This window comes from Pseudomonas alvandae, from assembly GCF_019141525.1.
Lineage (GTDB): Bacteria > Pseudomonadota > Gammaproteobacteria > Pseudomonadales > Pseudomonadaceae > Aquipseudomonas > Aquipseudomonas alvandae.
Genome location: NZ_CP077080.1, coordinates 2,272,545 through 2,297,443 on the forward strand (window position 1 = coordinate 2,272,545; position 24,899 = coordinate 2,297,443).

The following is a 24,899-nucleotide window of genomic DNA, read 5'->3' on the forward strand; positions in this document are numbered from 1 at the left end:
AAGGCGGTGGCAAAGGCTGGTAGAATCCGCTGATTCTTCAGTCAGGTTTCCGTCATGCATCCCGCAGCCGAACATTCGCCGCTGGGCAAATCCAGCGAATACATCGCTACGTACACGCCGTCCTTGTTGTTCCCCATCCCGCGTACCGCAAAGTGGGCGGAGTTGGGGCTGACGGCCGAGACCCTGCCGTACAAAGGCGTGGACTTCTGGAACTGCTTCGAATTGTCCTGGCTGTTGCCGTCCGGCAAGCCAGTGGTGGCCATCGGTGAGTTCGCGATCCCGGCGGATTCGCCGAACATCATCGAATCCAAGTCCTTCAAGCTGTACTTGAACTCGTTGAACCAGACGCCGTTCGCAGACACTGCGAGCCTGGAAGCGACCTTGCGCCAGGATCTATCGGCAGCGGCGGGCAAACCGGTGGCCGTGCGCATTCGCAGCCTCAAGGATGTAGAGAGCGAAGGCGTCGTGGCACTGCCTGGGGTTTGCATTGACGAACTGGACATCAGCGTCGACTCCTACGAGCATCCGCGTCCAGAGCTGCTGCGTTGTGATGACTCGCGCGTTGTGGAGGAAAGCCTGCACAGCCATCTGCTCAAGTCCAACTGCCCGGTGACCAGCCAGCCGGATTGGGGCAGCGTGGCGGTGGAGTACCGTGGCGCGGCACTGGATCATGCCAGCCTGCTGGCCTATATCGTCAGCTTCCGCCAGCATTCGGATTTCCATGAGCAGTGCGTCGAGCGGATCTTTCTCGACCTGCAACGCTTGCTCAAGCCGGAGAAATTGACCGTGTACGCGCGGTATGTGCGGCGTGGTGGGTTGGATATCAATCCGTATCGCAGCACTGAAGAGGTGACGTTGCCGAACCATCGCCTGGTTCGCCAATGAGACTCTAAAATGTGGGAGCGAGCTTGCTCGCGATGAGGGTGGCACATTCAACATTGGTGTTGGCTGACAGTGCGCAATCGCGAGCAGGCTCGCTCCCACAAGGAACTGCATTTCAAGTCACCTAAACTAAAAAGCCCCGCTAGCGATAGCCGGGCTTTTTTGCATTCGAAGGGTTCAGATCCCCATATTGCCCAGGGTTTGCACGATGTTACGCAAGGTCCCGGCCAGCGTCGGGTGCTCCAGCTCGAAGCGTTCGACGGCCAGGTTCACATTGTCGGCGAGGTTGGTGTCCTGTGTTTTGGTTTCCAACTCAAGCTCAAGTTCGATCTGTTGCATCAGCGCGTGCAGGTCTTCGCGCTCGGCTTCGGTAAGCGGCGGGTTCTGGTCCAATTGCTCGCGCAGTGTGTTGAGCTGTTCTTGCAAGTCGCGGGCAGGCATTGGCGTACTCCCTTTATTGATAGGCACTGCCATGGACCGCGACGCAGCGTCAAAAGTCCATGGCCTGCCTTAAGAGTAATCCACACTCACGCGCCCTGCATGATCCCGGTCAGGGCTTCTCGCCTTTTTGCCTGCGCAGGCTGATGTCGGCCAGGCAAGTGTCCAGTTCGCCCAGGTGATCAATCACCGAATGCACGCCTAGACTGAACAATTGCACGGTCGCCTTGGCGCGCTTGATCTCCCGGTCTTGTTGGCTCAGGTCTTGCCACTCGGCCGGCGACAGGCCGCACAACGAGCCGCAGGAGGCCAATCCGATGGTCCATAATCCCGCGTTGAGCCCTGATTGCAGCAGCCTTGGCTCGCCGCTGACCAATACACAACCGTCCAGTTGCTGGACATCCAACGCCATCAGCGCTTGCCAACAGGCATGTGGCGCTGGCCAAGGATTATTTGTTGCAGGAAGTTGCGGCGCTTTGATCGACCCAGGCAACGTGGCGGCCAGCCGATGACTGACGGCAGGAGGCAGTTCGTCGAGCCAGGCACAGGGGATATTCAGGTGCTGCAAGCGTTGCAGGCTTTCCAGGGCACCGGGTGTCGGTTGGGCGTGATCCGTGGGCGTCGCCCCTGGCTGGCGAATGCGCGATCCGAAATCCACCAGGCATCCGCTCAGGCCGAACAGTACAGCGGTAAGACTGGGAGCGGGGAGGGGCAGGGCTTCGGCGCGCGGCATGGGAACGTCCTTGAAATAACTCGCAGCCTAACGGGTCGCGATGACAGTCCGGTGACAGGAAAATGAAGGCGGCGCGTTGTGGAATCCTCCTACGGGCGCTTCTTTTTCAATGCTGCCTATCCGCGCGTTCCGTCTTATACTAGCGGCCTCACCGCCTGGGCTCGGCGCCCTTGCCTGATCAATCCAAGGAGTTTTTCCCTATGCGCTGGAGCCATTGTCTAGCTCAGCTGTGTCTTTCCGCCAGCGTCCTGCTGGTGCCGTTCGCCAGTCAGGCCGCCACGGAGGAAGACCCTTGGGAAAGCATCAACCGTCCCATCTTCACGTTCAACGACACCATTGATACCTACGCGCTCAAGCCGCTGGCCCAGGGTTATCAATACGTGACGCCGAAATTCCTCGAGGACGGCATCCACAACATGTTCCGCAACATCGGCGATGTCGGCAACCTGGCCAACAACGTGCTGCAAGCCAAGCCGGCCGCCGCCGGCGTCGACACCGCCCGATTGATCTTCAACACCACTTTCGGCCTGCTGGGCTTCTTTGACGTAGGCACTCAAATGGGCCTGCAGCGCAGCGATGAGGATTTTGGCCAGACCCTGGGCTATTGGGGACTGGGCAGCGGGCCGTACGTCATGCTGCCGTTGTTGGGGCCGAGCACCTTGCGTGATGCGCCGGCCAAGCTGGTGGACAGCTACACCACGCCTTATCCCTACATCGACAACGTTTCGGTGCGTAATTCGATCTGGGGCCTGAATATTGTCGATACCCGCGCCAGCCTGTTGTCCGCGGAAAAACTGGTGAGCGGCGACAAATACGTCTTCATTCGCAACGCGTTCCTGCAGAACCGCGAATTCAAGGTCAAGGATGGCCAGGTCGAAGACGATTTTTGATCTCGTCCCGTAGAGCGCGGAAGGCGGCCCGAAAGGCCGCCTTCTTTGCATCGACGTCACGTTTGAGCGGGTTTGGTCCTTCCATTGAGTTACGCTTCGCTCGGTTCTTATAACTCTCTGTACTTTGACAAATGATGACGGCAAGCGACCGTCTGCATGAGCTTGAAACGCCCCGCGGATGGGAGTACCGTCTGCGCCTTAGAAGGGCACCTCTGTGTAACCGTGTGTAGGGCAAAGGCCTGAAGCCGGTACGACAGAGAGGCTAGAAAGCGAATCCAGTAGTGCGTGCCAGGCCATGCCGCCCCGCCCGCTACGCCAACCTAATTCTGGCGCCGTTTGCCCACATGCCAAAAACCAGTGCCACGCTGCTGATAATCGATGATGACGAAGTGGTGCGAGCCAGTCTCGCCGCCTACTTGGAAGACAGTGGTTTCAGCGTCTTGCAGGCCAGTAACGGCCAACAGGGTCTTCAGGTATTCGAACAGGAGAAGCCCGACCTGGTCATCTGCGACCTGCGCATGCCGCAGATGGGCGGACTCGAACTCATTCGCCAGGTCACCGAGATCTCCTCGCAGACCCCAGTGATCGTGGTGTCGGGCGCGGGCGTCATGAACGATGCGGTCGAGGCCTTGCGCCTGGGCGCGGCGGATTACCTGATCAAGCCCCTTGAAGACCTCGCGGTGCTCGAGCACTCGGTGCGTCGGGCCTTGGATCGTTCGCGCCTGCTGGTGGAAAACCAGCGCTATCGCGAAAAGCTGGAAACCGCCAATCGCGAGCTCGAGGCAAGCCTGAACCTGCTGCAGGAAGACCAGAACGCCGGGCGCCAGGTGCAGATGAACATGCTGCCGGTCAGCCCTTGGACCGTCGACGATTTCCGCTTTGCCCACCAGATCATCCCGTCGTTGTACCTGTCGGGCGACTTCGTGGACTATTTTCGCGTCGATGAGCGACGAGTGGCGTTCTACCTGGCGGATGTTTCCGGCCACGGCGCTTCGTCGGCATTCGTGACGGTACTGCTCAAATTCATGACCACGCGGCTGTTGTTCGAATCCAAGCGCAACGGTACGTTGCCGGAATTCAAGCCTTCGGAAGTCCTTGGGCATATCAACCGGGGCCTGATCAGCTGTAAGCTGGGCAAACACGTCACGATGGTCGGTGGAGTCATCGACGAGGAGACTGGTTTGTTGACGTATAGCATCGGCGGTCACCTGCCGTTGCCTGTGTTGTATACACCTGACAGTGTTCGTTACCTGGAAGGGCGCGGTTTGCCGGTAGGCCTGTTCAACGAGGCCACCTACGAAGACCACATTCTGGAGCTGCCACCGACGTTCAGCCTGACGCTGATGTCTGATGGCATTCTGGACCTTTTGTCAGAACCTACACTCAAAGAGAAAGAAGCGGCCTTGCCTGAACGGGTGAGTGCGGCGGGCGGCAGCCTGGAAGGCCTGCGCCAAGTGTTTGGATTAGCCACGCTAGGGGAGATGCCGGATGATATCGCCCTGCTAGTGTTGAGCAGGAACCTTTGATGAGTACCGGTAGAATCCAGTTCGCCGAGCAGGATGGCACCTTTGTCCTGAAGTTTGTCGGTGAAGTGCGCCTGACCTTGTGTTCGGCGCTGGATGCGACAATCGAGAAGATCTTCACCGCGCTGAACTTCAACGCCATCGTGATCGACCTGACCGAAACCCGCAGCATCGACAGCACCACCTTGGGCCTGCTGGCCAAGCTGTCGATCCTGTCGCGGCAAAAGGTTGGCCTGTTGCCGACTGTCGTCACCACCCACAACGACATTACCCGTCTTCTGCAATCGATGGGCTTCGACCAGGTGTTCAACATCGTTGGCGATCCGGTTCCGTGTCCGGAATGCCTGGATGACCTGCCTGATCAGGACCAGTCCGAAGAGGAAGTGCGGATCAAGGTGCTTGAAGCCCACAAGATCCTCATGGGGCTGAACGATTCCAATCGTGAAGCGTTCCATGACCTGGTGAATGCGCTGGAGCGGCCTTGATTCTTGAGCGTGTGTAGACCGAATTGACGCTTTCGCGAGCAGGCTCGCTCCCACAGTGTCTTGCGTTGGGCCGCAGCCTTTGGAGCTGCCCCTAATTCTCCTGTGGGAGCGAGCTTGCTCGCGAATGGCCTGCACAGACGCCAGATTTCTCAGGCTGAGCCGCATAAAAAAGGGCGAACCCATCAAGGTTCGCCCTTTTGCATGCCTTGCGAGTCAGCTCAAAGCTTGGCTTGCAGCAACGCCTCCAACTTCTCCTGGTCCCGGGCGAACTGACGGATGCCTTCAGCCAGTTTCTCGGTCGCCATGGCGTCCTCGTTGGACAACCAGCGGAATTGCGCTTCGTTGAGGCTCAGGCGCGCTTCTCCAGCTTGCCCAGGCGCCAGTTTGCGTTCCAGCTTGCCTTCATCGGCGGCCAGTTTCTCCAGCAGTTCAGGGCTGACGGTCAGGCGGTCGCAACCGGCCAGTTGTTCGATCTGGTTGAGGTTGCGGAAGCTTGCACCCATGACCACGGTCTTGTAGTCATTGGACTTGTAGTAGTTGTAGATGCGCGTCACCGACTGCACGCCCGGGTCGTCCGCGCCGGTGTAGTCGTTGCCGTTGGCTTTCTTGTACCAATCGTAGATACGGCCCACGAACGGCGAGATCAGGAATACCCCGGCATCGGCACAGGCGGCGGCCTGGGCGAAGGAGAACAGCAGCGTCAGGTTGCACTGGATGCCTTCGCGCTCGAGTTTCTCGGCGGCGCGGATGCCTTCCCAGGTCGAAGCGATCTTGATCAGGACGCGGTCCCGGCCAATGCCGGCTTTTTCGTACAGGTCGACCAGACGATGCGCACGCTTGAGCATGGCTTCAGTGTCGAACGACAGGCGTGCATCCACTTCGGTGGAGATGCGCCCCGGAATCACTTTCAGAATCTCCTGGCCCACCGCGACGCCAAAGCGGTCGCTGGCCAGGCCCACATCGCCCTTGCAGTCCGCCACGCAGGCGTTCAGCAGCTCGGCATAACCGTGCATCGCCGAGGCTTTGAGCAGCAGGGAAGGGTTGGTGGTGGCGTCGACGGGCTTGATGCGGGCGATGGCTTCGAAGTCGCCAGTATCGGCCACGACGGTAGTGAACTGCTTGAGTTGTTCCAGCTTGGAAGTCATGAGCGTGCTCTGTCCTATGGGTCCGTTGACATTACCCGAGGGCCGGCAGCCACTCAAGGGCGTGAAGAGGTATCGATGGCCCCAGCGGCAACAACCTGGAAACGGCTGTTTGAATGGCCGGGGCAACTGTCGGTAGATACGATGCCAAAACCGCGCGCAGGTTCAAAGCAAGTGACGGTTAACGCCCTTCCAGCAACTGCCCCGCCTGATCCAGCAGCGCCAGTGGATCCTTGGCCTTGTGGATATCTACCGACAACAACTGCCGGAACCGCCGCGCGCCCGGGAATCCCGTGCCCAGTCCCAGCACGTGGCGGGTGATGTGGTGCATGGCACCGCCATTCGCCAAGTGATCGGCGATATACGGCCGCAGCTTTGCCAAGGCCTCGGCCCGAGTGATGATGGGTGCAGTGCTGCCAAACAACTGCTGATCCACTTCGGCCAGCAGATACGGGTTGTGGTAGGCCTCGCGACCCAGCATCACACCGTCAAACGTCTGCAGATGCTCGTGGCACGCTTCCAGTGTCTTGATCCCGCCGTTGAGCACGACCTCCAGCTCAGGGAAATCCGCTTTCAACCGCGCTACCACGTCATAACGCAGCGGTGGAATGTCGCGATTTTCTTTCGGCGACAACCCCTCGAGAATCGCAATCCGCGCGTGCACGGTAAAACTGGTGCAGCCGGCGTCACGCACCGTCCCGACGAACTCGCACAACTGCTCGTAGCTGTCGCGACCATTAATCCCGATCCGATGCTTCACCGTCACCGGGATCGACACCGCATCCCGCATCGCCTTCACGCAATCGGCCACCAATTCTGGATGCCCCATCAGGCACGCGCCGATCATGTTGTTCTGCACCCGATCGCTTGGGCAGCCGACGTTGAGATTGACCTCATCGTAACCGTGCTCTTGGGCCATCCGGGCGCAAGCGGCTAAATCGGCTGGAACGCTACCACCCAGTTGCAGGGCCAGCGGATGCTCGGTTTCGTGGTGGCGCAGGAAGCGCTCGTGATCGCCATTGAGCAGGGCGCCGGTGGTGACCATTTCGGTGTAGAGGAGGGCGTGTTTGGAGAGGATGCGCAGGAAGTAGCGGCAGTGGGCGTCAGTCCAATCCATCATCGGCGCAACGCTGAAGCGGCGGGACACGGACTGTTGCGAAGTTTCTTGAAGAGGCATGGGAATCTGGAGGCGGATGCGAAGGGCGCACAGTTTATCAGGTATGGGAGGGCAGCGAATGCCGTTGGCCCTGAACCGATGAGCGAGGCAGTCCCTTACCTCACTGCGTCATGCCTATGCTGAAAACAGATTGGCTGCTGATTTCCACCAGGCTCAGTGCTCCGTCGGAAAAGGAGCAGCCAGTGTCCACATAGACAACGTTGCCGAGGCGCGTGACGGTGGGGACTGATGAATGTCCGACATAGAGTTCGTGGATGCCCTTTATGGGAGTAGGGTCCTGCTGTTCGATCCTGTCCCGGGCATACAGGGCTTCCGCCAAGGCTTGTTGTTGAACCTGCTTTCCGAGTGCCCCGGTAATGGCGTCTTTCGCACCTTGCCAATCATTATCCAGCCCGAAAAACGGCGCTTGAGCATGTACGATTCCAATCGTTTTATTAGCCGATAAGTCGATTTCGATAATGAGTGGAAGTGCTTGAAGGGCTTTTAGAAGTTGGTCTTGGATGGCCGGGTTCAACGCGTAGAGCCAGGCTCCGCCGTTGCGGATGTGCCTGGGTTTGTCTCCGTGGCCGCGGATGCCGTCGATCACCATTTGTTCATGGTTGCCGCGTACCGCGTGAAACCAGGATTTTCCAAGCCAATTCAATACATCTTCGGAGTCGGGGCCGCGATCGATGAGGTCGCCTACGGAAAAAATCCGGTCTATTTCGGTATTGAACTCGAGGTTGTCCAAGGCCTTCGCCAAAAGCTTGAAATGCCCATGTACGTCGCCCACGACAAAGTCTCGGCCTTGCTCGTTTGGGGGAAAGGAGGCAATCCGGTACATACAGAGGGTTTCGGCAGGGTTGGCTGGCACGGAATGTATCACTTAAGCGAGGAAGTGCAGATAACTTATGGTCGGGATTGTATCGGCTGTCCAATGCACTTCTTGAAAACCGTTTCCATAGGCTCGAGTACGCAGTTGTAGGCCGCGATGTTGGCGCTGATCCATTCGTCTTTTTCGATGCCCCACCAACTGATTTCGAAACCGGCGTTCATGATGAGGTGCTCGAACAGGATGCGCTGGGCGCGGCCATTGCCTTCGCGGAAGGGGTGAACGACGTTGATATCGGAATACGCATCCGCCACGGCCACGATCAGTTCTGCTCGGCCCATCCCTTCGAACCAGTTCGCCGCTGCCATCCTGGCAAAGATTTTATTGGCTTCCTTTTCCATGTATTCGGGTTGGCAGAAACGCGTGTCCTGCTTGGCCATGCCGACGGTTCGCAACTGTCCAGCCCATTCGAACAAGTCGGCGAACAAGGCGCGATGGATATTCTGGAGGTAAGCCAGACTGTAAGGAGGCGGGGTGAATTCGACGTTGCTTGCCGCGATGGCCGAGAGTTGTTGTTCGGCTTCGCCCAGGGTGGGGTCGTCGCGGATATCGAGTTTGTTGCGCAGGACCGTGGAGCCGGGATAACAGTAGGCGTCCTCGCCGACGCCATATTTGTCTGGCATCAGGCTCGGGTCTTGGTGAAGGTTTTCAAGACATCTTCACGGGAAGGTAGCTTGCGTTCGCCGTCCTCGAAAGACACTTTGAAGCCTTCCAGGCGCAGGCTGGCCGCGTAGTTGGACCTGCGCGTCCTGGCCGCGTAGGCCTTTTTTGTTTCAAGGCTGACAGTACCCATGGTTGGACCTCGAATCGCGTGAATGACCGGATTATAGCCCATCGTGGTGCCGATGAATCCATCAGTCACTCTCTGCTCGTTGGCTGGGTTGACCAGCGGAGCTTGCATCGCGATCAATCTCCAAATACTGTGTATGCATACAGTATTTGAGAAATCTTCCATGGAGCTTATCGCCAAGCTCGGCATTCTTGCCGACGCCGCCAAATATGACGCGTCCTGTGCCAGCAGTGGTGCTCCCAAGCGCAGTTCGCGTGGTCGGGACGGGCTTGGGGCCACGGATGGCATGGGGATCTGCCATAGCTACACGCCGGATGGGCGCTGTGTATCGCTGCTCAAGGTGTTGTTGACCAATTTCTGCTTGTACGACTGCCAGTACTGCGTCAACCGTCGCTCCAGCAACGTGCCGAGGGCGCGTTTCACACCCGAGGAAGTGGTCCGGCTGACCCTGGATTTCTACCGTCGCAATTGCATCAGCGGTCTGTTCCTCAGCTCCGGCATCATTCGCTCGGCCGACTACACCATGGAGCAACTGGTCCGGGTGGCGCGGTTGCTGCGCGAGGAGCATCACTTTCGAGGCTACATCCATCTCAAGACCATTCCCGACGCGGATCCGCTATTGATCGAAGAGGCTGGGCGGCTGGCGGATCGCCTGAGCGTGAATATCGAATTGTCCTCCGAGGTGAGCCTCAAGCGCCTGGCGCCGGAAAAGCAATTGAAGACGATTCGCCAGGCCATGGGCACCATCCACGACGGTCAACAGGCAGTGGCCGGCGAACCGCGGGCGCCTCGCTTTGCCCCGGCCGGGCAGAGCACCCAGGTGATCGTCGGGGCGGATGCCACCGATGACCACGCCATCCTCAGCAATGCCGAGTCGCTCTATCAAGGCTACGGATTGCGGCGGGTCTATTATTCTGCCTTCAGCCCGATCCCCGAAAGCCCTGCCAGCGTGCCACTCGCCGCGCCACCTTTGCTGCGCGAGCACCGGCTCTACCAAGCCGACTTCCTGATGCGTGGCTACGGCTACAAGGCGGGCGAGCTGTTGACTACGTCCAGCAACCTGGACCTGGACATCGACCCCAAGCTGGCCTGGGCGTTGGCCAATCGCGATGTGTTTCCACTCGACCTCAACCGTGCCGAGCCGGCCTTGCTCGCGCGTATTCCCGGCATCGGCCTTCGTAGCGTGCAACGCCTGGTGGCACTGCGCAGGGAACGGCGGATTCGCTACGACGACCTGGTGCAGTTGCGTTGCGTGTTGGAAAAGGCCCGTCCGTTCATTGTGACCAGCGATTACCGACCCGCTGACGGCCAGGTGCGCAGCGGCTTGCTCCGAGCGCGCTTGCGCGATCCGCAGCGGCCCGTACAAATGGGGTTGTGGGCGTGATTGCATTGGATTGCGACGACGATTTCAGCACCTGGCGTAACCAGGCCAGAACACTGTTGGGCCACGGAATCGACCCCAGCGACGTGACCTGGGCCCAAGGCCCCATGGCTGACCTGCTGGCAGAGCCGGCGCCACTGCCGCAAGGCCCGGGACCGTTCCAGACACGCGTCCCGGCGGGGTTGTTGGGTCAACTGGATCAGGCCAGTCGCTACCAGGGCGAACAACGCTGGAACCTGTTGTACGAAGTGCTCTGGCGCGTCGCCCATGGTGATCGCACCGCTATGCTCGCTGGTGATCGATTGGGCAGCGAGCTGCAACGGCGCATCAAGCAGGTCAGCCGCGAAGCCCATCACCTTCATGCATTCGTGCGTTTCATACCCTTGCCGCCTGCGGTCGCTGAACAACTGCAACTGGACCTTGTGGCTTTCCACCAGCCGGCCCACGACATCCTTGAAAGCGCGAGCGGGCATTTTGCCGAGCGATTGGGTCGACAACGCTGGCTGATCGCAACGCCCCGCGACGGCATTCGTTTCGATGGGCATTCGCTGGACTACCAGCGCCGTTGCCCCGAGCAATGGCAACAATGGGCCCGCCACGCCGAAGACCCCGGCGCGGAATTGTGGCGCACCTATTATCGACACATCTTCAACCCGGCGAGGCTCAACCCCACCGCGTTGCGCCAACACATGCCGGGGCGATTCTGGAAGCACTTGCCGGAAGGGGATTTGATTCCGCAGTTGGTGGGGCAGGCGCGGCAGGGGAAGCAGAGGGATGGGCAGGCATTGGAGGTGGGAAGGCAAATCGGTAAGCGAATAGTTGCTGGTGCCGTCGCTAACGAATAGCTAAACAAGCTGCGAACCCAACGCCGGACAGCCTCATCGGAAATTTCCCTCAAACTGCGTCGCTTCCGGCCGACTATCCGCCAATCGCCCCGCACGTTAAATTCCTTCCGTCGCTGCAAATTCAGCGGCAGGGTGTGGAAGCCCTCACGAAACCTAGCCATTGAGCCCATCACGGCAGGAGAAACACCCATGTCCCGCTACATGCCCATCACCGGTATCGAAAACAATTTCCACGCCCTTCTGATCGACACGGAAGCACCTCTGGACGTGCTGCACGACACAGCCGCCTACCGAATCGCCGCTGTCACCCAGTTATTGGAGAACCTCGCGATGCGTTCCGAAATCAGCACCGACGCCGTCGTCCTGCACGACTTCGCGCAGGTATTGGCAATCCCTCTGCGCGACGGTTGTGATTTGCTGGATGTGATCGGACGACGTTTACAGGCACAACTTCTCGCGTCTTGATGCAGTCGGCGACCTTGCCAGGGTCGCCCTTGATGCTGGATAAAACGATGGACCCGTGGCGAGGGAGCTTGCTCCCGCTGGGGCGCGAAGCGGCCCCTAAACCAGCGAATTCGAAATGTCAGACACACCGCACCCGCCGATTCACGACTGCTTCGCAGCCGAGCGGGAGCAAGCTCCCTCGCCACGGGTTTGTCGACGTCCTTTAGCGAGCGGCAACGCCCCGATCACGGCTCACCTGTGCAAATCCTAAACAAGTCCTGTGCCGCCCACGCTGTGTTCGGGTGCCGGTCATGGCCCTAGCATTCCCTTCATTCACTCCACGAAAGAAGGAACTGTCCATGCAGCGTTTTACCCGTCGTTTCCTCTCCGCCTGTGTAATCTCAGGCGTTCTCGCCAGCGCCGGCGCCTCGGCCGAAACTCATCCAACTATCCGCGCCATGTCCGGCGCAGTGCCGGTCAGCCAGTTGCCTGCCGGTAAAACCGCGTTACTGGTGATCGATTTCCAGAACGAATACTTCACCGGTAAGATGCCGATCCCCGACGGCCCGGCAGCGCTGGCCAACGCCCGAAAGCTGATCGAGTTCGCCGATGAACACAAGATGCCCGTCTACCATGTCCGGCACATTGCACCCGCTGGTTCGCCAGTGTTCGCCATCGACGGTGAAACCGTGAAATTCCACCCCGACATGCAGCCCAGGGCCAAGGATCCGGTTTTGCAGAAAACCACCGTCAGCGTGTTTGGCAGTACCGATCTGGACAAGCGTCTTAAAGCCGCGGGTATTGAGAACGTGATCGTCTCCGGTCTCATGACACATGCGTGCGTGGCGGGCGCAGCCCGGGATGCGGCGCCGCTGAGCTATAACGTGTTGGTGGCGGCCGATGCATCGGCCACCCGCGCGATTACCCGGGTCAACGGAGAGTCGACCGACAAGGACGCCTTGCACCAGGCCGCGCTCGCCGAAATCGAGGACACGTTCGGCGATGTGATGAACACCGCCGAAATCATCAAGCTACCGGTGCGCTAACCCCATGAATCAGATGCTCGCCATGCGCGTGTTCCGCTGCGTCGTCGAGGCCCAGGGTTTTACAGCCGCCGCCGAGCGGCTGGGCACCACGCACTCGTCGGTCTCCCGACATTTGCAGCAATTGGAATCCGCGTTGGGCGTGCGTCTGATCAATCGCAATACCCGCCGCATGAGTCTTACGGCGGCGGGGGAAAGGTACTACGCAGCCTGCGTGGATATTCTTGATCGAGTCGATGCCGCGTCCCAAGCTGTCACGCAGGAACGCGAGCGTCCGTCCGGGCTGCTTCGGATCAGCGCGCCGTTGGTGGTCGGTACGCTGGAGCTGGCGCATTGGTTGCCAGCCTTCCAGGCGCAGTACCCAGACATCCAGATTGATTTGTCTTGCTCCGATCCGTTGGTCGATCTGGTGGCCGAGGGATTCGATGTGGCGCTACGCATCTGTGGGCCCCTGGCCGACAGCAGCCTGGTCGCGCGGTTGCTCAGCGTATCGCCGTTGGTGTTGGTCGCGGCGCCGGCCTACGTGTTCAAGCGTGGCTTGCCTCGCAGCGTTGCCGAACTCAACGACCATCGGCTACTCACCTATGGACCGGCTGGCCAATGGACGCTCGCCAATGCGAAGGGGGAATCGATTACCCTGGACTGTCACGGCACGTTTCACACAGACACCATCACTGCCTTGCACGCCTGTGCCTTGGCGGGTGGTGGCATTGCCGCATTTACCCTGGCGACGGTGCAGGATGACCTGCTGGCGGGAAGGTTGGTGCGGATTCTGCCTGAGCACACCCTTGGGGAACGGCACTACTACGCGCTTTATCCTCACGCCCGGCATCTGCCGGCCAAGGTGCGAGTGTTCGTCGATTACATGGCGCAGTACTACCAGGCGATGTCAGGCGGGTGAGCGCAGCGACGCGCCCTCCAGCGTTTTCCAGAGCTTGCGCATCGTTGGATTGCGATTGGCATTCGTGCAGTACGATCGAATCTCCAATCGCGTGCTCCATTGCTCATCGCCGGCCCTGACCAGCAGCCCTCGCGCCAGCTCATCGGCCACTGCGCTTTGTGGCAGCCACGCCACGCCGTAGCCCTCAACCGCCATGCGCATCAGCAGCATGGCCATGTCGGCCTCATAGCAGCGTTCCAGCGCAGTCGGTGTCGGGCCGTTCTTGATGACGATGTCGGCGACGCGACCCAGGAACGTAGTGGCCGTGTAGGCGAGGTACGGCACGGCCTTGCCGGAGCGGCCTGACAATGGGAACAGGGGTTCGCCTTTGCGGTTCGGTGCACAGAGTGGAATGAATGAATCATGACCGAGGGTCAGGCTGCCGAAACGCTCGGCGTCCAACAGGATGGGCGCCAATGGATGGTGATAAACCATCATCAAGTCGCAGCTGCCTTCCTCCAGGGCAATCACGGCGTCATGGATATTGGCGGCAACCACCCGGGCATTGAATTGTTCGTTGTGTTGCTGGAATTGCGCGAGCCACTTGGGCAAGAAAGTCATCGACAGGCTGTGACCCGCAGTGATCTGGATCGAGCGCCCCGGCATCCGCTCCACATCGCGCAGGGCCGAACGCAACCTCAACAGCCCGGCGAGTGCCTCTCTGCTCTCATCGCAAAAAGTGATCCCCGCCGCCGTCAACTGGACCGGATAAGTGCCACGGTCCACCAACTTGACGCCCACCCATTCTTCAAGCGAGCGAATACGTCGCGATAGAGCCGATTGCGTCACGCAGCGGACTTCGGCTGCCCGGGAGAAGTTTTTCCATTCGGCGATCGCCAGGAGGTCGTCCAGCCATTTGAGTTGCATCTAGAAATCCCTCGTCATGAAGGGATCATTCTAGGGTCCAATCCCCCGGCCCGTAGCGCCAAACACATAACTATTCCGAAAATGCATGAGCGTGGCCGGATTACTCATCATGCCGTTCGATGCTCTCCCTAGAATTGTTCTCGTAGCGCTGACGTCTCGTGGCTTCAGGCGAATCAGCGTGACCTGCCAAGTAATAAAAATCCAAGAACTACTTGAGGACAGCACCGTGAAAAAGAACAAGCTCCCGCGTCGAATTGCCATGGGCATCGCCCTGGGCGTGCTGGTGGGTTGGGCGTGTCACCATTTCGCAGGGAGCGAGCAAAGCGCCAAGGAAATCGCTGCATATTTCTCGATGGTCACCGACATTTTCCTGCGCATGATCAAAATGATCATTGCGCCACTGGTGTTCGCGACATTGGTCGGTGGTATCGCCAGCATGGGCAACTCCCGCTCCGTAGGAAGGATTGGCGCCCGGGCGATGGGGTGGTTCGTGACGGCTTCGATTGTGTCGCTGTTGATTGGCATGGGGTTGGTCAACCTGTTCCAACCTGGCGCCGGATTGAATCTGGAAGTCGCCCAGCATGCGTCCGCAGCCGTGCCCGTCAACACTGGGGATTTCAGTCTCAAGGCGTTTATCGGCCATGTCTTTCCTCGAAGTATTGCCGAGGCAATGGCCAATAACGAGATCCTGCAAATCGTGGTTTTCTCGCTGTTCTTCGGCTTCGCGCTGGCAGGCGTCAAGCGCGCCGGTCACACGCGCATCACCGATTCCATCGAAGAATTGGCGAAGGTGATGTTCAAGATCACCGACTACGTGATGGCCTTTGCACCGATTGGTGTGTTCGCCGCCATCGCTTCGGCCATCACCACCCAGGGCCTGGGCTTGCTGGTGGATTACGGCAAGCTCATCGCCGAGTTCTACTTGGGCATCCTGATCCTCTGGGCGTTGCTGTTCGGTGCTGGATACGTGTTCCTTGGACGTTCGGTTTTTCATTTGGGCAAGCTGATCCGGGAGCCGATCCTGTTGGCCTTTTCCACCGCGAGCAGCGAATCCGCCTATCCGAAAACCATCGAGGCGCTGGAGAAATTTGGCGCGCCCAAACGCGTCTCCAGCTTCGTGCTGCCCCTGGGGTATTCGTTCAACCTCGACGGCTCGATGATGTATCAAGCGTTCGCGATCCTGTTCATTGCCCAGGCCTACAACATTGACCTGAGTTTCACTCAGCAGATGCTGATTCTTCTGACACTGATGATCACCAGCAAGGGCATGGCCGGCGTGGCCCGGGCATCGGTCGTGGTGGTCGCGGCGACGTTGCCGATGTTCAACCTTCCCGAGGCGGGGCTGTTGCTGATCATTGGCATCGACCAATTCCTGGACATGGCGCGTACGGCGACCAATGTGGTGGGTAACAGCATCGCAACGGCCGTTGTGGCCAAGGCCGAGCCATACGAAGAGCACGCCGAGGAAGCCTGCGAACAGCCCGCCGTCCGGTCTCGTGCCGAAGCGGCTCCCGGAACGGTCCCGGTTGTTTGAGGAGAAACGATATGAAGGCCAAGGGCAAGTCGATCCGCAACGTATCTGTCGTCCGCAAGCTGGGCATCGTCGGTGGCCTGGGGTCGCTGGCCGGCGGTGACCTGTTCTACAAACTGGTCAAGTCCAGGGCCGTGATCGAAGACCAGGGCCGCTATCATTTCCTGTTCGAACAGCATCCGTTCAAGGACGTGCTGCTGCCCTTGGACGCAGGCGCGAGCATGACGTCGCGTAAGTTCTACGTGTTCCAGGTGTGCAAGGCCTTCGAGGCGAGCGGCCTGGATGCGGTGATGCTGCCATGCTTCGCCAGCCAGACCTTTCGCGCGGAAGTCGAGGCTGAATTAGGTATTGCCGTGCTCGACATGATGGCGGCCCTGAGTGGGCACGTCCGCCGTAGCGTCCCTGTCGGGGCGACGTTGGGTGTGATCGCTTCCGACTTCGTTCGCCATAGCGGTCTGTTCGAAGAGCACTTTGGCAAGGACTACCCGGTTATCTACCCCGACGTCGAAGCGCAATCGAAGGTGATGGAGGCGATGTACGGCCTCGACGGTATCAAGGACGGCCACTTCGATGGCGCGCCGTTCGAGGCGGTCCACCAGGCCTGCCTTTCGCTGCGAGCCCAAGGCGCAACGGTAATCGTCCCCGGCATGACCGAGCTTTCGCTGATCTGTGGGCCTTTGCAGGATCAAAGGCTGAATGTCCTGGACATCAACCAGATCTATGCGGATTTTGCGACGACGGACCCGCAACCCCACCATCGCCCAGCCTTCAAGCTCGGTATCGTCGGCGGTGTCGGGCCCGCCGCCACGGTGGATTTCATGGCCAAGGTGGTCGCCAATACGCCCGCCGACAAGGATCAGGACCACATCAAGCTGGTGGTTGAGCAGAACCCGCAGATCCCTGACCGCACGGCGAACCTGCTGCACAATGAGGCGGACCCGACGATGGCGCTGTACGCCACCTGCAAACGCCTCGAGAGTGCGGGCGCCGACGCCATCGCCATTCCCTGCAACACGGCCCACGCATTTGTCGAGCGCATCCAGGCGCATCTGACGGTGCCGATCGTGAATATGCTGACCGAGACGGTTGAGTGGATCGTGAACGCGTACGGCTCCGGCAAGGCAGTCGGTCTGTTGGCGACGTCCGGCACCTTGCAGAGCCAGGTCTATCACCAGGCGGCCAGCCGCGCCGGGCTGGAAATCGTTACGCCCGGTGTCGACTATCAGGCCATGGTGATGGACGCCATCTACGGGCCGCGAGGCATCAAGGCCGGTTTCACCGAGGGGCTTTGCCGGGAACAGCTATTGCTGGCGGCTGAGCACTTGTGCGAACTGGGGGCACAGGTGTTGATTCTTGGCTGTACGGAGCTGCCGTTGGTGTTGAGGCATTGCGAGGCGTTCGATATCAACGGGCATCAGGTGGCGCTTGTTGACCCCACTCTGATCCTGGCACGCAAGTGTATTGCGCTGGCGGGCCAGGTTGAGGGTTCCTCGACACAATGGAACCGGGCACCGCGAATCAGTCAGCGTTCATGATATTCGCGGGCCTGCGCAACGCCGCGATGTCCCGCTTCGGCGAAGCGCCGAACAGACGGCTGTATTCACGGCTGAATTGCGAAGGGCTTTCATAGCCCACCTGGTAGGCGGCGCTCGCCACGTCCAGGTGCTCGTTGAGCATCAGGCGCTTCGCTTCGTTCAACCGCAGCCACTTCTGGTATTGCAGCGGGCTCATCGCGGTGAGCTGGCGGAAATGATGGTGGAAGGTCGGGGCGCTCATCTGCACGCGCGCCGCGAGGTCGTCCACGCGAACGGGCCCGGTGTAGTTGAGTTTCAGCCAGTCGATGGCCTTGGCGATCCGGTAACCCTGGCTGTCGACGGAGGCAATCTGCCTCAGCCGCGCGGCCTGGTCGCTCATCAACAGTCGATAGTGGATCTCCCGCTGGATCAGCGGGGCCAGCACGGGGATCGCTTCGGGTTCATCCAGCAGCGCCAGCAGACGCACGAACGGCTCGAGGAAATCCGCTGACGCCGTGCCGATACTCGCACCAATCCCCGCGGGGCGCTCGACACTGGGCGCCACGCCACCCTGGGCGACCAGATCGGCGACCATGCGCAAGTCAAGCCGCATGACCAGGCCCAGGCACGGCTGCTCCGGGCTGGCCGCCAGCACTTCGGAGTTCGCGGGCATATCCAGCGACGTCATCAGGAAACGTGTGGTGTCGTACCCGTATGCCTGGCCGCCAATCCACACCTGCTTCATCCCCTGGGCGACGAGGACGATGCTTGGCTCGATCATGCAGGTCATAGGCGGGGCAGGGGCGTCGCGACGGAAAAAGCACAGGCCCGCAATTGACGTTTCAAAGTCACCCGCGCCGGCCGTCCGGGTGGCGATGAGGTTTGCGAGCCGGTCTTGTGGCGATCTGCCTTGGGTGGTCATGTCGATTCTGTCTGGGTTGATAGCTATGGGCAGAACATTAACCCGCCAAGCGAAGCGTTGCCTATGCGTAACCGGCGGGTTCACAGGATCGGGCAAGAACTCCAGCGAAATGTTCTACCGACCGTCGATACCCATTCGTGAAAATACCCGTCGGATTCAGTTCATGGCGTCATCGTCGCCGTCGCGAGCAAGCTCGCTCCCACGAGGGCTTCCGAGCGCTCCAGAAATTTCAGGATTGTTATGACCTCTATCTCATCGCTAGAACCACAGGGCAAGCCTGCGTGGGGCGCGGTGCTTGCCATGTCGCTGGCTGCCTTCGCCCTTGTTGCGTCCGAATTCATGCCAGTCAGCTTGCTGACGCCGGTGGCGGCGGACCTCCAGATCACTGAAGGGCAGGCCGGCCAGGGCATCGCCGTCTCGGGAGCCTTTGCCCTGGTGACCAGCCTGCTCATCGCACCGATTGCGGCCCGGATCGAACGCAAGTGGCTGCTCTCGGCACTGACGCTGTTGATGATCTTGTCCGGCACAGTGGCGGCAATGGCGCCCAGTTACCTGATTTTCATGGTCGGTCGCGCGCTGATCGGCGTTGCGATTGGCGGCTTCTGGTCGCTGTCGGCGGCCACGGCCATGCGGCTGGTGCCGGAAGATAAAGTCCCTCGCGCCCTGGCCATCGTCAACGGTGGCAACGCCCTGGCGACAGTTGTCGCTGCGCCGCTAGGCAGCTTTCTGGGGGCGATTATCGGTTGGCGTGGCGCGTTTTTCTGCATCGTGCCGGTTGCCGCACTCGCCCTGGCGTGGCTGCTGTTGAGCCTGCCCTCGATGCCGAACCAGGCGAAGCGCGGCGGCGGGAATCCTTTCAAGCTCATGACCCGGGCGCCGGTGGCGTTGGGCATGCTGGCGGTCAGCACGCTCTTCATGGGCCAGTTCATGTTGTTCACTTACCTGCGACCCTTCCTGGAAACCGTGACGCAGGTGGGCGTGTCGCTGCTATCGCTGATGTTGCTGGCGATTGGTCTGGCGGGTTTGCTGGGCACTTTTCTGATCGGCTCGTTCTTGAAGAACGGCCTGTATCGCACGCTCATTGTCATCCCGCTGTTGATGGCCGCGATCGCCCTCGCGCTGGTGGGGTTCGGCAGCTCCGCGTCGGTCACGGCTGTGCTGCTCGGCCTCTGGGGCCTGGTGGCCACGGCCGCCCCCGTAGGTTGGTGGACTTGGCTGGCCAGAACGTTGCCGGACGATGCCGAGGCCGGGGGCGGTTTGATGGTTGCGATCGTCCAGCTCGCCATCGCCTCGGGGGCCACGGTGGGCGGCGTTCTGTTCGACTTGAGCGGTTATCGCGCGACCTTCGAGACCAGCGCGGCCGTGCTGGTTGTTGCCGCTGTGTTGACGATCCTGGCCGCTCGCGCGGCGGCTCGACAATCCTCGCGGACATCGCGCGCCAGGACATACAGCACGGTGGGTTGAGAAGGACCGTTGGGCGCCTGCGGTTGGTGGCACATTGATATCTTGGTAAGCTCCAGGCTGGTTACCTACCGAGTTGGTTAGTTGTGTCTACTGAAAGAGTCCAGCCCTTGGAGCAAGCCCTCCTGGCAGTCATCGCCGCTGCGGGAAAGATGGGCATCAGTTGCGATGAGTTATGCGCGCATGCGGTCGGCGGGCTCGTGTCGGAGCAGTACTGGACTTGGGCGGACGCCCAACATGCCGAGCGCGCCGCCGATGAGATCGACAATGCCTTGGCGATCCTCATAGACAGGCAAGCAGGGGCGCCGACCAAAAGCGGGCCAGACGCGACATTCGAATCGGCCCCGAACTAAGACGGGCGACTCGTTGAGTCGCCCGCTCTTGCATTAGAGACCTAAGCCTTCCTCGATGATCGAGAGGAAATCATCTTCATCCAACGTGACGGGTTCGGGCCGTGGTTGTCCGGTTGGCTGCAGATGCCAGCGCGACTCGCCATGTTCGCCCACCGTCCGCAGGATGCAGCGCTCCATGCCTTTCATGTGGATTTCGATGCACCCTTCGGCGCCGGGGGAGAAACGGGCGATCGGATCAAGCGAGATGCGACGGTGATTACCTTCGATGACCAACTGATCAATGGCGTAGTTATACGTCGATCCGCTGGCATGACGCTCGAATACATGGGTGGGGTTACGCCGGATAACCAGGCCCGCCTCACAGACCGGCGCCAGCCAGGTTTCAAGCTGGCGATACAGCTCGTACACCTGGCCAGGCCAATGTTCGATCGCCAGGTCCGCACAATTGTCGGTGTCGGCCGGCGTGCGTTGGGCCTGCCTCAGCTTCGCCGCGAGTTCGTCTGCCTTGCTCATGTCGATTCCCTGTCGTGGTGATGGGTTGAGCTTAGCTGAAGGGGCGGGGTGGTCAGTTGCGCTGGGTCATGGAAGCGAACTTGCAAGTTAATGCTGGGCGCCGGATGACGCATCAACTCGCAGCGGTTTTCTGACGGTGTTGCCCTGGGTCAGTTGTTCAGGCATCTCCGGCAACGAAGCCACATGCACGGCCCGGGACGGCATGGCGAAGCGCACGCCGATCCTGGCGAACTCGTCCATCATCCCCAGGTTGATGGCTTGCTGGATGTCCATGTAGACGTTGTAGCTGGGGTCCAGGACGATGTAGACCGTTTCGAATTCCAGCGTGCTTTCGCCGAAACTGCGAAAGTGCGCGCGGTCGAAACGGGTTTTTTCCTGGGCCTTGATGATCCTTTCGACGATGGCAGGCACTTGGCGAAGCTGTTCGGTCGAGCATTCCTGGGGCAGGGCGAATTCGAAGACGATGCGGCGTTCCTGCAGTCGTTTGTAGTTCTGGATGGTGGTGCTGATCATCCCGGCGTTGGCCATGACGATCTGCTCGCCGCCCAGGCTGCGGATGCGTGTGGTCTTCAGGCCGACATGCTCCACGGTACCGGCCAACGAGCCGACGACAATGAAGTCACCCACTTCGAACGGTTTGTCCACGGCAATCGACAGCGAGGCGAACAGGTCGCCAAGGATGTTCTGTACGGCGAGCGCAACGGCGATGCCGCCGACACCGAGGCTGGCGATGAAGGCGGTGATGTTCACGCCGAGGTTGGAAAGCATGGCCAGCAGCACCACCGCCCAGAGGAACACTTTCGCGCCCCAGAGGCTCAACGTTGCCAGGGCACTTTTCTGATGGATATCGGTGTGGCTGTGCCGGGCAAAATAATGCATCAGCGCCAGGGCGATCGCCCGGTTTGCCCACAGGCCCACCTGCAAGGCCGCGACCACGAACCAGAGGCTGCTAACCCGTCCGAGCCAGCGTTCCGGCAGATCCAGCACACCGATACCTATGAGGATCGAGGCCAGCAGCAACAAGGTATTGCTGGTGCTGGACAGCACCTCGACGGCGATGTGGCTGATGTAGGCGTCGGGCTTCTGCGCCCGGGCGCGCACGTTTTTCAACAGGAAACCGATACCGGCCCTGGCGACGATGAAACTCAGCGTCATCACGCTGAGGGCCAGTAACCAATTGGCGATGGAAATGCCGAGCAGTTGGGTGTCGGTAAAAATTTCGAGGGAGCTTGAATCCATTGGCGGGTCACCTGTGCCATTGCTGTTCAGGTTGTGCCCTGGCCGATTCGGTGCAAAGACACTGGCCGGGCCATGAACTTTGTTAGTTCATGTGGGGTTGGTGCCGTTCAAATTTATTGTTGCCTCAATGGCAGGTGTCGATGCGCGATGCAGATACCTGGCAGGTTATTGTCAACAATCTTGTCCGTTGGCTAACTGAAACAGGACTTGTGGAATAATCCTTCGCCGAGTTGTTCTTCTTCAATTCGAACGCTGTCCCAAGGAGGGGTCATGAAACAACGTTTACCTATAATCATGCTGTTCATCCTGTCGCTGGGCTTCATCAGCACAGGCAACGCCCGCGAGCCGCGCGACGCCGGAGTCGAGCCGGTTGCAGGGGTATTCGACTATTACGTACTGTCGCTGTCCTGGTCACCTACCTTCTGCCTTACCCATCAGAACGACTCGCAATGCTCCGGCAAAGGCTACGGTTTTGTCCTGCACGGTCTCTGGCCGCAATATGCCAGGGGTGGCTGGCCACAATCGTGTTCGACCGAGATGCCCTTGACCGCTGCCGAGCGCGAGAAAGGCTTGACGCTATTTCCTACCCGCAAACTGCTGGAACATGAGTGGTCCAAGCACGGCACCTGCAGCGGCCTCGGTGCCATGGGTTACCTAGACGCTTCCGACCGGGCGCTTGGAGCAGTGAAGATTCCGACGCCATTGCAACCTTTCACTTCCTCTCATTATTTTGAAGCCGATGAAATCATCCGGCTGTTTCGCCAAAGCAATCCTGGTATCGAGGCCGATGGTGTCGCCGTGATTTGCCGTGGTCCGCAGTTATCGGAAGTACGGGTGTGCATGGACAAGGACTTGGCATTTACCGCCTGTGGCAAAGGCGTCAAGACTCAATGCAGGGCGGGCGAAATCCGAGTCCCCCCGGTTCGCTGAGCGCATTTTCCGACACAGAGGCGGTATGTCCCGCCAAAGGCATGTTCAATGAGCTTTTGAAGGGCATATCGGCCAGAAAATACCGGGGTTTTTGGATCCACTCGGCCATCCATCGACTTCCTCCTAAAGGCAAATTGCCGCCCCCCAAGCGGTACGCTAAGCTCCCGATTATTGGGGGCTTTTGAGCGATTCGCTCATGTTTTGCCCTCCCCAGGATTTTCGCTTGCCTATCCCCATCCATGATCCGAACCATGCGCCCGGCGGCGCCTTGAAACGCCTGCCGTTGCTCAAGGCTGCGGTGACGTTCATCGCCGCAGTGTGCCTGTGCCTTTGCGCTTTGCTCTATTTTCAATTGGAGCAGTCCCGTCGTCATGACCTGGACTCGGCGCGTGTTGCCTCGGCCAACCTCACCCGGGCCATGGCCCAACAGGCCCAGGACACGTTCGTACAGGCTGACCTCGTGCTGGCCAGCCTGGCGGACTGGATCCAGAACGACGGGTTCGGCCCGTCGACACGACCGCGCCTGCAGCAGACCTTCGCCCGGCGGGTGCAATCGCTGGAGCAGTTGCATGGCCTGTTCCTGTTCGACAAGAACGGCCAGTGGGTCATTACGTCCTTTGCAAGCCTGCACCGGGGCGCGGGGATCGCGGATCGTGATTATTTCAAGTTTCACCAGCAGAACGCCTCGCTGATCGCCCATGTCGGCCCGGCGATCCGGAGTCGACAAAACGGTGATTGGATCATCCCGGTTTCCCGTCGATTGAATGACGCCAAAGGCAATTTCCAGGGCGTGCTGCTGGCTGGCATCAAGATGTCGTATTTCGATCAGTTCTTCAGGAGTTTCAATCTCGACGCCAAAGGCGAAATGGCCCTGGCGCTGTCCGACGGTACGCTGCTGGCGCGGCGGCCGTTCGACGAAGGCATGATTGGCCAACCGCTGGCCGAGGAGCACATCTATAAGCATGAGCCGTCGAACGCCGGCGCCGGCGATGCGATCATTCGCAGCGCACCCGACGGCGTTGTCAGGCTTTATGCGCACCAGCACTTGCAGGCTTATCCGCTGGTGGTGACCGCGGCGATGTCCGAGGAGGCGATCCTGGCGGGTTGGTACGACACGGCTTTTCAATCCAGCCTCATCGTTGCCTTGGTGGTGTTGGGTATCTGTTTGTTCGGCTGGGTATTCGTGCGTCAGGTGCGCAACAGCGAGCGGATCGAGGCGGACCTGCGCAAGGCCCAGGAGGCGTTGGAACTGATCGCCACCCACGACAGCCTGACCGGGCTGGCGAACCGACGGTTGTTCGAGCGGGCGCTGGACATCGAATTTGGCCGAGGCGCCCGTCAGCGCAGCCCCTTGAGCCTGATCATGCTCGACATCGATTTTTTCAAGCGCTACAACGACACCTACGGGCACGTTGCCGGCGACCACTGCCTGGCGGAGGTGGCGAGGGTGCTCAAGGGTTGCTGCCACCGCAAGGCCGACCTGGCGGTGCGTTTTGGCGGTGAAGAATTCGCGGTCCTGCTGCCCGATACCAGCCTGCCAGGGGCCATGGCGCTGGCCGAGCAGATCCGTCGCAGCGTCATCGACAAAAACATCATTCATTCGGGTTCTCCCACCGGCTATCTGACGGTGAGCCTGGGCTGTCATGCCTTCGTGCCCAGCAGCCTGGATAGCATCGAAGTCTTCATCCAACGAGCTGACGCGGCGCTGTACCAGGCCAAGCACGGCGGGCGGAACCGCGTCGCGGCGCTGTCGATGGAAGATGGACTCTGCGCGTTGGAGCGCTCTGATCGTTGAGATCGGTTGGAATCATCGGCCGCGGATAGCGGTCCATTGCTCAACACTTCCACACATGGTGCGTAGGCCTTTTCGGCAAATCCTGTGGGTTCGTCGATTGGCGCGGGTTGGCTGCTACGGTTAAAAAAACCAAGGGTCAATTGCGGTTCATGTTGTGAAGCTTGCACGGCGAAGCCAGCGCCGAAAGGAC

General features: G+C 60.0%; 26 protein-coding genes. 15 read left to right on the plus strand and 11 right to left on the minus strand.

Annotation, left to right across the window (positions count from 1 at the left end):
• The first annotated feature begins 54 nt into the window (after window positions 1-54).
• The gene (gene queF, locus KSS97_RS10165; RefSeq protein WP_030139971.1) at window positions 55-885 is read left to right on the plus strand and encodes an NADPH-dependent 7-cyano-7-deazaguanine reductase QueF; all 831 of its coding nucleotides are present in this window, start codon (window positions 55-57) and stop codon (window positions 883-885) included.
• 174 nt (window positions 886-1,059) lie between these two features.
• Here the strand turns inward: queF and KSS97_RS10170 are convergent, their stop codons facing one another.
• Both KSS97_RS10170 and pcrP read right to left on the minus strand, forming a co-directional pair.
• On the minus strand, window positions 1,060-1,323 hold the full coding sequence (locus tag KSS97_RS10170) for a DUF4404 family protein (RefSeq protein ID WP_217861563.1): 264 nt from the start codon (window positions 1,321-1,323) through the stop codon (window positions 1,060-1,062).
• A 109-nt stretch (window positions 1,324-1,432) separates the two neighbouring features.
• The gene (gene pcrP, locus KSS97_RS10175) at window positions 1,433-2,053 is read right to left on the minus strand and encodes an HAD superfamily inactivated hydrolase PcrP (protein ID WP_198797820.1); all 621 of its coding nucleotides are present in this window, start codon (window positions 2,051-2,053) and stop codon (window positions 1,433-1,435) included.
• Between the two features lie 200 nt (window positions 2,054-2,253).
• On the opposite strand from pcrP, the gene KSS97_RS10180 reads away from it, so the two are divergent.
• The 3 genes from KSS97_RS10180 (at window position 2,254) to rssC (ending at window position 4,951) form a co-directional block, all read left to right on the plus strand.
• Window positions 2,254-2,943 (plus strand): MlaA family lipoprotein, encoded by a 690-nt coding sequence (locus KSS97_RS10180; RefSeq protein ID WP_217861564.1) that lies wholly within the window; start codon window positions 2,254-2,256, stop codon window positions 2,941-2,943.
• Between the two features lie 344 nt (window positions 2,944-3,287).
• A complete protein-coding gene (gene rssB / locus KSS97_RS10185) occupies window positions 3,288-4,469 on the plus strand; it encodes a two-component system response regulator RssB (protein WP_030139975.1) in 1,182 nt (393 codons plus the stop codon).
• Window positions 4,469-4,951, plus strand: a complete 483-nt coding sequence (gene rssC / locus KSS97_RS10190) for an anti-sigma factor antagonist RssC (protein WP_181286889.1) — start codon at window positions 4,469-4,471, stop codon at window positions 4,949-4,951. Before rssB ends, rssC begins: the two co-directional genes overlap by 1 nt.
• Before the next feature lie 218 nt (window positions 4,952-5,169).
• On the opposite strand, the gene tal is transcribed toward rssC, so the two are convergent.
• The 5 genes from tal to KSS97_RS10215 all read right to left on the minus strand — a co-directional run bounded on the left by tal (window position 5,170) and on the right by KSS97_RS10215 (window position 8,934).
• Window positions 5,170-6,096: a transaldolase gene (tal, locus tag KSS97_RS10195; protein WP_217861565.1), complete on the minus strand. Its 927-nt coding sequence runs from the start codon at window positions 6,094-6,096 to the stop codon at window positions 5,170-5,172.
• 178 nt (window positions 6,097-6,274) lie between these two features.
• Window positions 6,275-7,270, minus strand: a complete 996-nt coding sequence (gene dusA, locus KSS97_RS10200; protein ID WP_217861566.1) for a tRNA dihydrouridine(20/20a) synthase DusA — start codon at window positions 7,268-7,270, stop codon at window positions 6,275-6,277.
• A gap of 100 nt (window positions 7,271-7,370) precedes the next feature.
• A complete protein-coding gene (locus tag KSS97_RS10205) occupies window positions 7,371-8,042 on the minus strand; it encodes a metallophosphoesterase (RefSeq protein WP_264081989.1) in 672 nt (223 codons plus the stop codon).
• A gap of 116 nt (window positions 8,043-8,158) precedes the next feature.
• Complete coding sequence (locus KSS97_RS10210) at window positions 8,159-8,764, minus strand: putative adenosine monophosphate-protein transferase Fic (protein WP_217861567.1); 606 nt, start codon at window positions 8,762-8,764, stop codon at window positions 8,159-8,161.
• Window positions 8,764-8,934: a YhfG family protein gene (locus KSS97_RS10215; RefSeq protein ID WP_085987050.1), complete on the minus strand. Its 171-nt coding sequence runs from the start codon at window positions 8,932-8,934 to the stop codon at window positions 8,764-8,766. Before KSS97_RS10215 ends, KSS97_RS10210 begins: the two co-directional genes overlap by 1 nt.
• 160 nt (window positions 8,935-9,094) lie before the next feature.
• Between KSS97_RS10215 and KSS97_RS10220 the strand changes: the two genes are divergently transcribed.
• From KSS97_RS10220 to KSS97_RS10240, 5 genes are all read left to right on the plus strand, one after another.
• On the plus strand, window positions 9,095-10,315 hold the full coding sequence (locus tag KSS97_RS10220; RefSeq protein WP_198797816.1) for a putative DNA modification/repair radical SAM protein: 1,221 nt from the start codon (window positions 9,095-9,097) through the stop codon (window positions 10,313-10,315).
• A complete protein-coding gene (locus tag KSS97_RS10225) occupies window positions 10,306-11,157 on the plus strand; it encodes a TIGR03915 family putative DNA repair protein (protein WP_217861568.1) in 852 nt (283 codons plus the stop codon). Before KSS97_RS10220 ends, KSS97_RS10225 begins: the two co-directional genes overlap by 10 nt.
• Before the next feature lie 189 nt (window positions 11,158-11,346).
• Window positions 11,347-11,622 (plus strand): hypothetical protein, encoded by a 276-nt coding sequence (locus KSS97_RS10230; RefSeq protein ID WP_030139990.1) that lies wholly within the window; start codon window positions 11,347-11,349, stop codon window positions 11,620-11,622.
• A 338-nt stretch (window positions 11,623-11,960) separates the two neighbouring features.
• A complete protein-coding gene (locus KSS97_RS10235) occupies window positions 11,961-12,647 on the plus strand; it encodes a cysteine hydrolase family protein (RefSeq protein ID WP_033864494.1) in 687 nt (228 codons plus the stop codon).
• Between the two features lie 4 nt (window positions 12,648-12,651).
• The gene (locus KSS97_RS10240; protein ID WP_198797811.1) at window positions 12,652-13,545 is read left to right on the plus strand and encodes a LysR family transcriptional regulator; all 894 of its coding nucleotides are present in this window, start codon (window positions 12,652-12,654) and stop codon (window positions 13,543-13,545) included.
• Here the strand turns inward: KSS97_RS10240 and KSS97_RS10245 are convergent.
• Window positions 13,534-14,451, minus strand: coding sequence for a LysR substrate-binding domain-containing protein (locus KSS97_RS10245; protein ID WP_198797810.1), 918 nt, complete (start codon window positions 14,449-14,451; stop codon window positions 13,534-13,536). The genes KSS97_RS10240 and KSS97_RS10245 overlap by 12 nt on opposite strands.
• Window positions 14,452-14,677: 226 nt before the next feature.
• Here KSS97_RS10245 and KSS97_RS10250 point away from each other — a divergent pair, with 226 nt between their 5' ends.
• Together KSS97_RS10250 and cuyB are read left to right on the plus strand one after the other, a co-directional pair.
• Window positions 14,678-15,985, plus strand: a complete 1,308-nt coding sequence (locus tag KSS97_RS10250) for a dicarboxylate/amino acid:cation symporter (RefSeq protein ID WP_030139994.1) — start codon at window positions 14,678-14,680, stop codon at window positions 15,983-15,985.
• Between the two features lie 11 nt (window positions 15,986-15,996).
• On the plus strand, window positions 15,997-17,517 hold the full coding sequence (gene cuyB / locus KSS97_RS10255) for a cysteate racemase (protein ID WP_217861569.1): 1,521 nt from the start codon (window positions 15,997-15,999) through the stop codon (window positions 17,515-17,517).
• On the opposite strand, the gene KSS97_RS10260 is transcribed toward cuyB, so the two are convergent.
• Window positions 17,501-18,418, minus strand: a complete 918-nt coding sequence (locus tag KSS97_RS10260) for an AraC family transcriptional regulator (protein ID WP_217861570.1) — start codon at window positions 18,416-18,418, stop codon at window positions 17,501-17,503. The two genes, cuyB and KSS97_RS10260, sit on opposite strands and share 17 nt — an antisense overlap.
• A 240-nt stretch (window positions 18,419-18,658) precedes the next feature.
• On the opposite strand from KSS97_RS10260, the gene KSS97_RS10265 reads away from it, so the two are divergent.
• Both KSS97_RS10265 and KSS97_RS10270 read left to right on the plus strand, forming a co-directional pair.
• Window positions 18,659-19,882, plus strand: coding sequence for an MFS transporter (locus KSS97_RS10265; protein WP_217861571.1), 1,224 nt, complete (start codon window positions 18,659-18,661; stop codon window positions 19,880-19,882).
• Window positions 19,883-19,989: 107 nt separating this feature from the next.
• Window positions 19,990-20,232 (plus strand): hypothetical protein, encoded by a 243-nt coding sequence (locus KSS97_RS10270; RefSeq protein ID WP_051065964.1) that lies wholly within the window; start codon window positions 19,990-19,992, stop codon window positions 20,230-20,232.
• A 33-nt stretch (window positions 20,233-20,265) separates the two neighbouring features.
• Here KSS97_RS10270 and KSS97_RS10275 read toward each other — a convergent pair whose 3' ends face one another.
• Both KSS97_RS10275 and KSS97_RS10280 read right to left on the minus strand, forming a co-directional pair.
• Entirely contained in the window at window positions 20,266-20,745 is a 480-nt protein-coding gene (locus KSS97_RS10275; RefSeq protein ID WP_030139999.1) for a hypothetical protein, read from the minus strand.
• Window positions 20,746-20,832: 87 nt separating this feature from the next.
• Window positions 20,833-21,984: a mechanosensitive ion channel family protein gene (locus KSS97_RS10280; protein ID WP_030140000.1), complete on the minus strand. Its 1,152-nt coding sequence runs from the start codon at window positions 21,982-21,984 to the stop codon at window positions 20,833-20,835.
• A gap of 270 nt (window positions 21,985-22,254) precedes the next feature.
• Here KSS97_RS10280 and KSS97_RS10285 point away from each other — a divergent pair, with 270 nt between their 5' ends.
• Both KSS97_RS10285 and KSS97_RS10290 read left to right on the plus strand, forming a co-directional pair.
• Window positions 22,255-22,914, plus strand: coding sequence for a ribonuclease T2 family protein (locus KSS97_RS10285; RefSeq protein ID WP_030140002.1), 660 nt, complete (start codon window positions 22,255-22,257; stop codon window positions 22,912-22,914).
• 223 nt (window positions 22,915-23,137) lie between these two features.
• Window positions 23,138-24,709, plus strand: a complete 1,572-nt coding sequence (locus KSS97_RS10290; RefSeq protein WP_217861572.1) for a sensor domain-containing diguanylate cyclase — start codon at window positions 23,138-23,140, stop codon at window positions 24,707-24,709.
• Window positions 24,710-24,899 lie beyond the last annotated feature (190 nt).

What these genes read in the sequence shown, in the direction of transcription:
- KSS97_RS10275 (WP_030139999.1), bottom strand. Translation starts at nt 20,745, where the DNA reads ATGAGCAAGGCAGACGAACTCGCGGCGAAGCTGAGGCAGGCCCAACGC.
- rssB (WP_030139975.1), top strand. Translation starts at nt 3,288, where the DNA reads ATGCCAAAAACCAGTGCCACGCTGCTGATAATCGATGATGACGAAGTG.
- KSS97_RS10210 (WP_217861567.1), bottom strand. Translation starts at nt 8,764, where the DNA reads ATGCCAGACAAATATGGCGTCGGCGAGGACGCCTACTGTTATCCCGGC.
- KSS97_RS10180 (WP_217861564.1), top strand. Translation starts at nt 2,254, where the DNA reads ATGCGCTGGAGCCATTGTCTAGCTCAGCTGTGTCTTTCCGCCAGCGTC.
- dusA (WP_217861566.1), bottom strand. Translation starts at nt 7,270, where the DNA reads ATGCCTCTTCAAGAAACTTCGCAACAGTCCGTGTCCCGCCGCTTCAGC.
- queF (WP_030139971.1), top strand. Translation starts at nt 55, where the DNA reads ATGCATCCCGCAGCCGAACATTCGCCGCTGGGCAAATCCAGCGAATAC.
- rssC (WP_181286889.1), top strand. Translation starts at nt 4,469, where the DNA reads ATGAGTACCGGTAGAATCCAGTTCGCCGAGCAGGATGGCACCTTTGTC.
- KSS97_RS10265 (WP_217861571.1), top strand. Translation starts at nt 18,659, where the DNA reads ATGACCTCTATCTCATCGCTAGAACCACAGGGCAAGCCTGCGTGGGGC.
- KSS97_RS10230 (WP_030139990.1), top strand. Translation starts at nt 11,347, where the DNA reads ATGTCCCGCTACATGCCCATCACCGGTATCGAAAACAATTTCCACGCC.
- KSS97_RS10220 (WP_198797816.1), top strand. Translation starts at nt 9,095, where the DNA reads ATGGAGCTTATCGCCAAGCTCGGCATTCTTGCCGACGCCGCCAAATAT.
- KSS97_RS10215 (WP_085987050.1), bottom strand. Translation starts at nt 8,934, where the DNA reads ATGGGTACTGTCAGCCTTGAAACAAAAAAGGCCTACGCGGCCAGGACG.
- pcrP (WP_198797820.1), bottom strand. Translation starts at nt 2,053, where the DNA reads ATGCCGCGCGCCGAAGCCCTGCCCCTCCCCGCTCCCAGTCTTACCGCT.
- KSS97_RS10285 (WP_030140002.1), top strand. Translation starts at nt 22,255, where the DNA reads ATGAAACAACGTTTACCTATAATCATGCTGTTCATCCTGTCGCTGGGC.
- KSS97_RS10260 (WP_217861570.1), bottom strand. Translation starts at nt 18,418, where the DNA reads ATGACCACCCAAGGCAGATCGCCACAAGACCGGCTCGCAAACCTCATC.
- KSS97_RS10280 (WP_030140000.1), bottom strand. Translation starts at nt 21,984, where the DNA reads ATGGATTCAAGCTCCCTCGAAATTTTTACCGACACCCAACTGCTCGGC.
- KSS97_RS10245 (WP_198797810.1), bottom strand. Translation starts at nt 14,451, where the DNA reads ATGCAACTCAAATGGCTGGACGACCTCCTGGCGATCGCCGAATGGAAA.
- KSS97_RS10240 (WP_198797811.1), top strand. Translation starts at nt 12,652, where the DNA reads ATGAATCAGATGCTCGCCATGCGCGTGTTCCGCTGCGTCGTCGAGGCC.
- cuyB (WP_217861569.1), top strand. Translation starts at nt 15,997, where the DNA reads ATGAAGGCCAAGGGCAAGTCGATCCGCAACGTATCTGTCGTCCGCAAG.
- KSS97_RS10170 (WP_217861563.1), bottom strand. Translation starts at nt 1,323, where the DNA reads ATGCCTGCCCGCGACTTGCAAGAACAGCTCAACACACTGCGCGAGCAA.
- tal (WP_217861565.1), bottom strand. Translation starts at nt 6,096, where the DNA reads ATGACTTCCAAGCTGGAACAACTCAAGCAGTTCACTACCGTCGTGGCC.
- KSS97_RS10235 (WP_033864494.1), top strand. Translation starts at nt 11,961, where the DNA reads ATGCAGCGTTTTACCCGTCGTTTCCTCTCCGCCTGTGTAATCTCAGGC.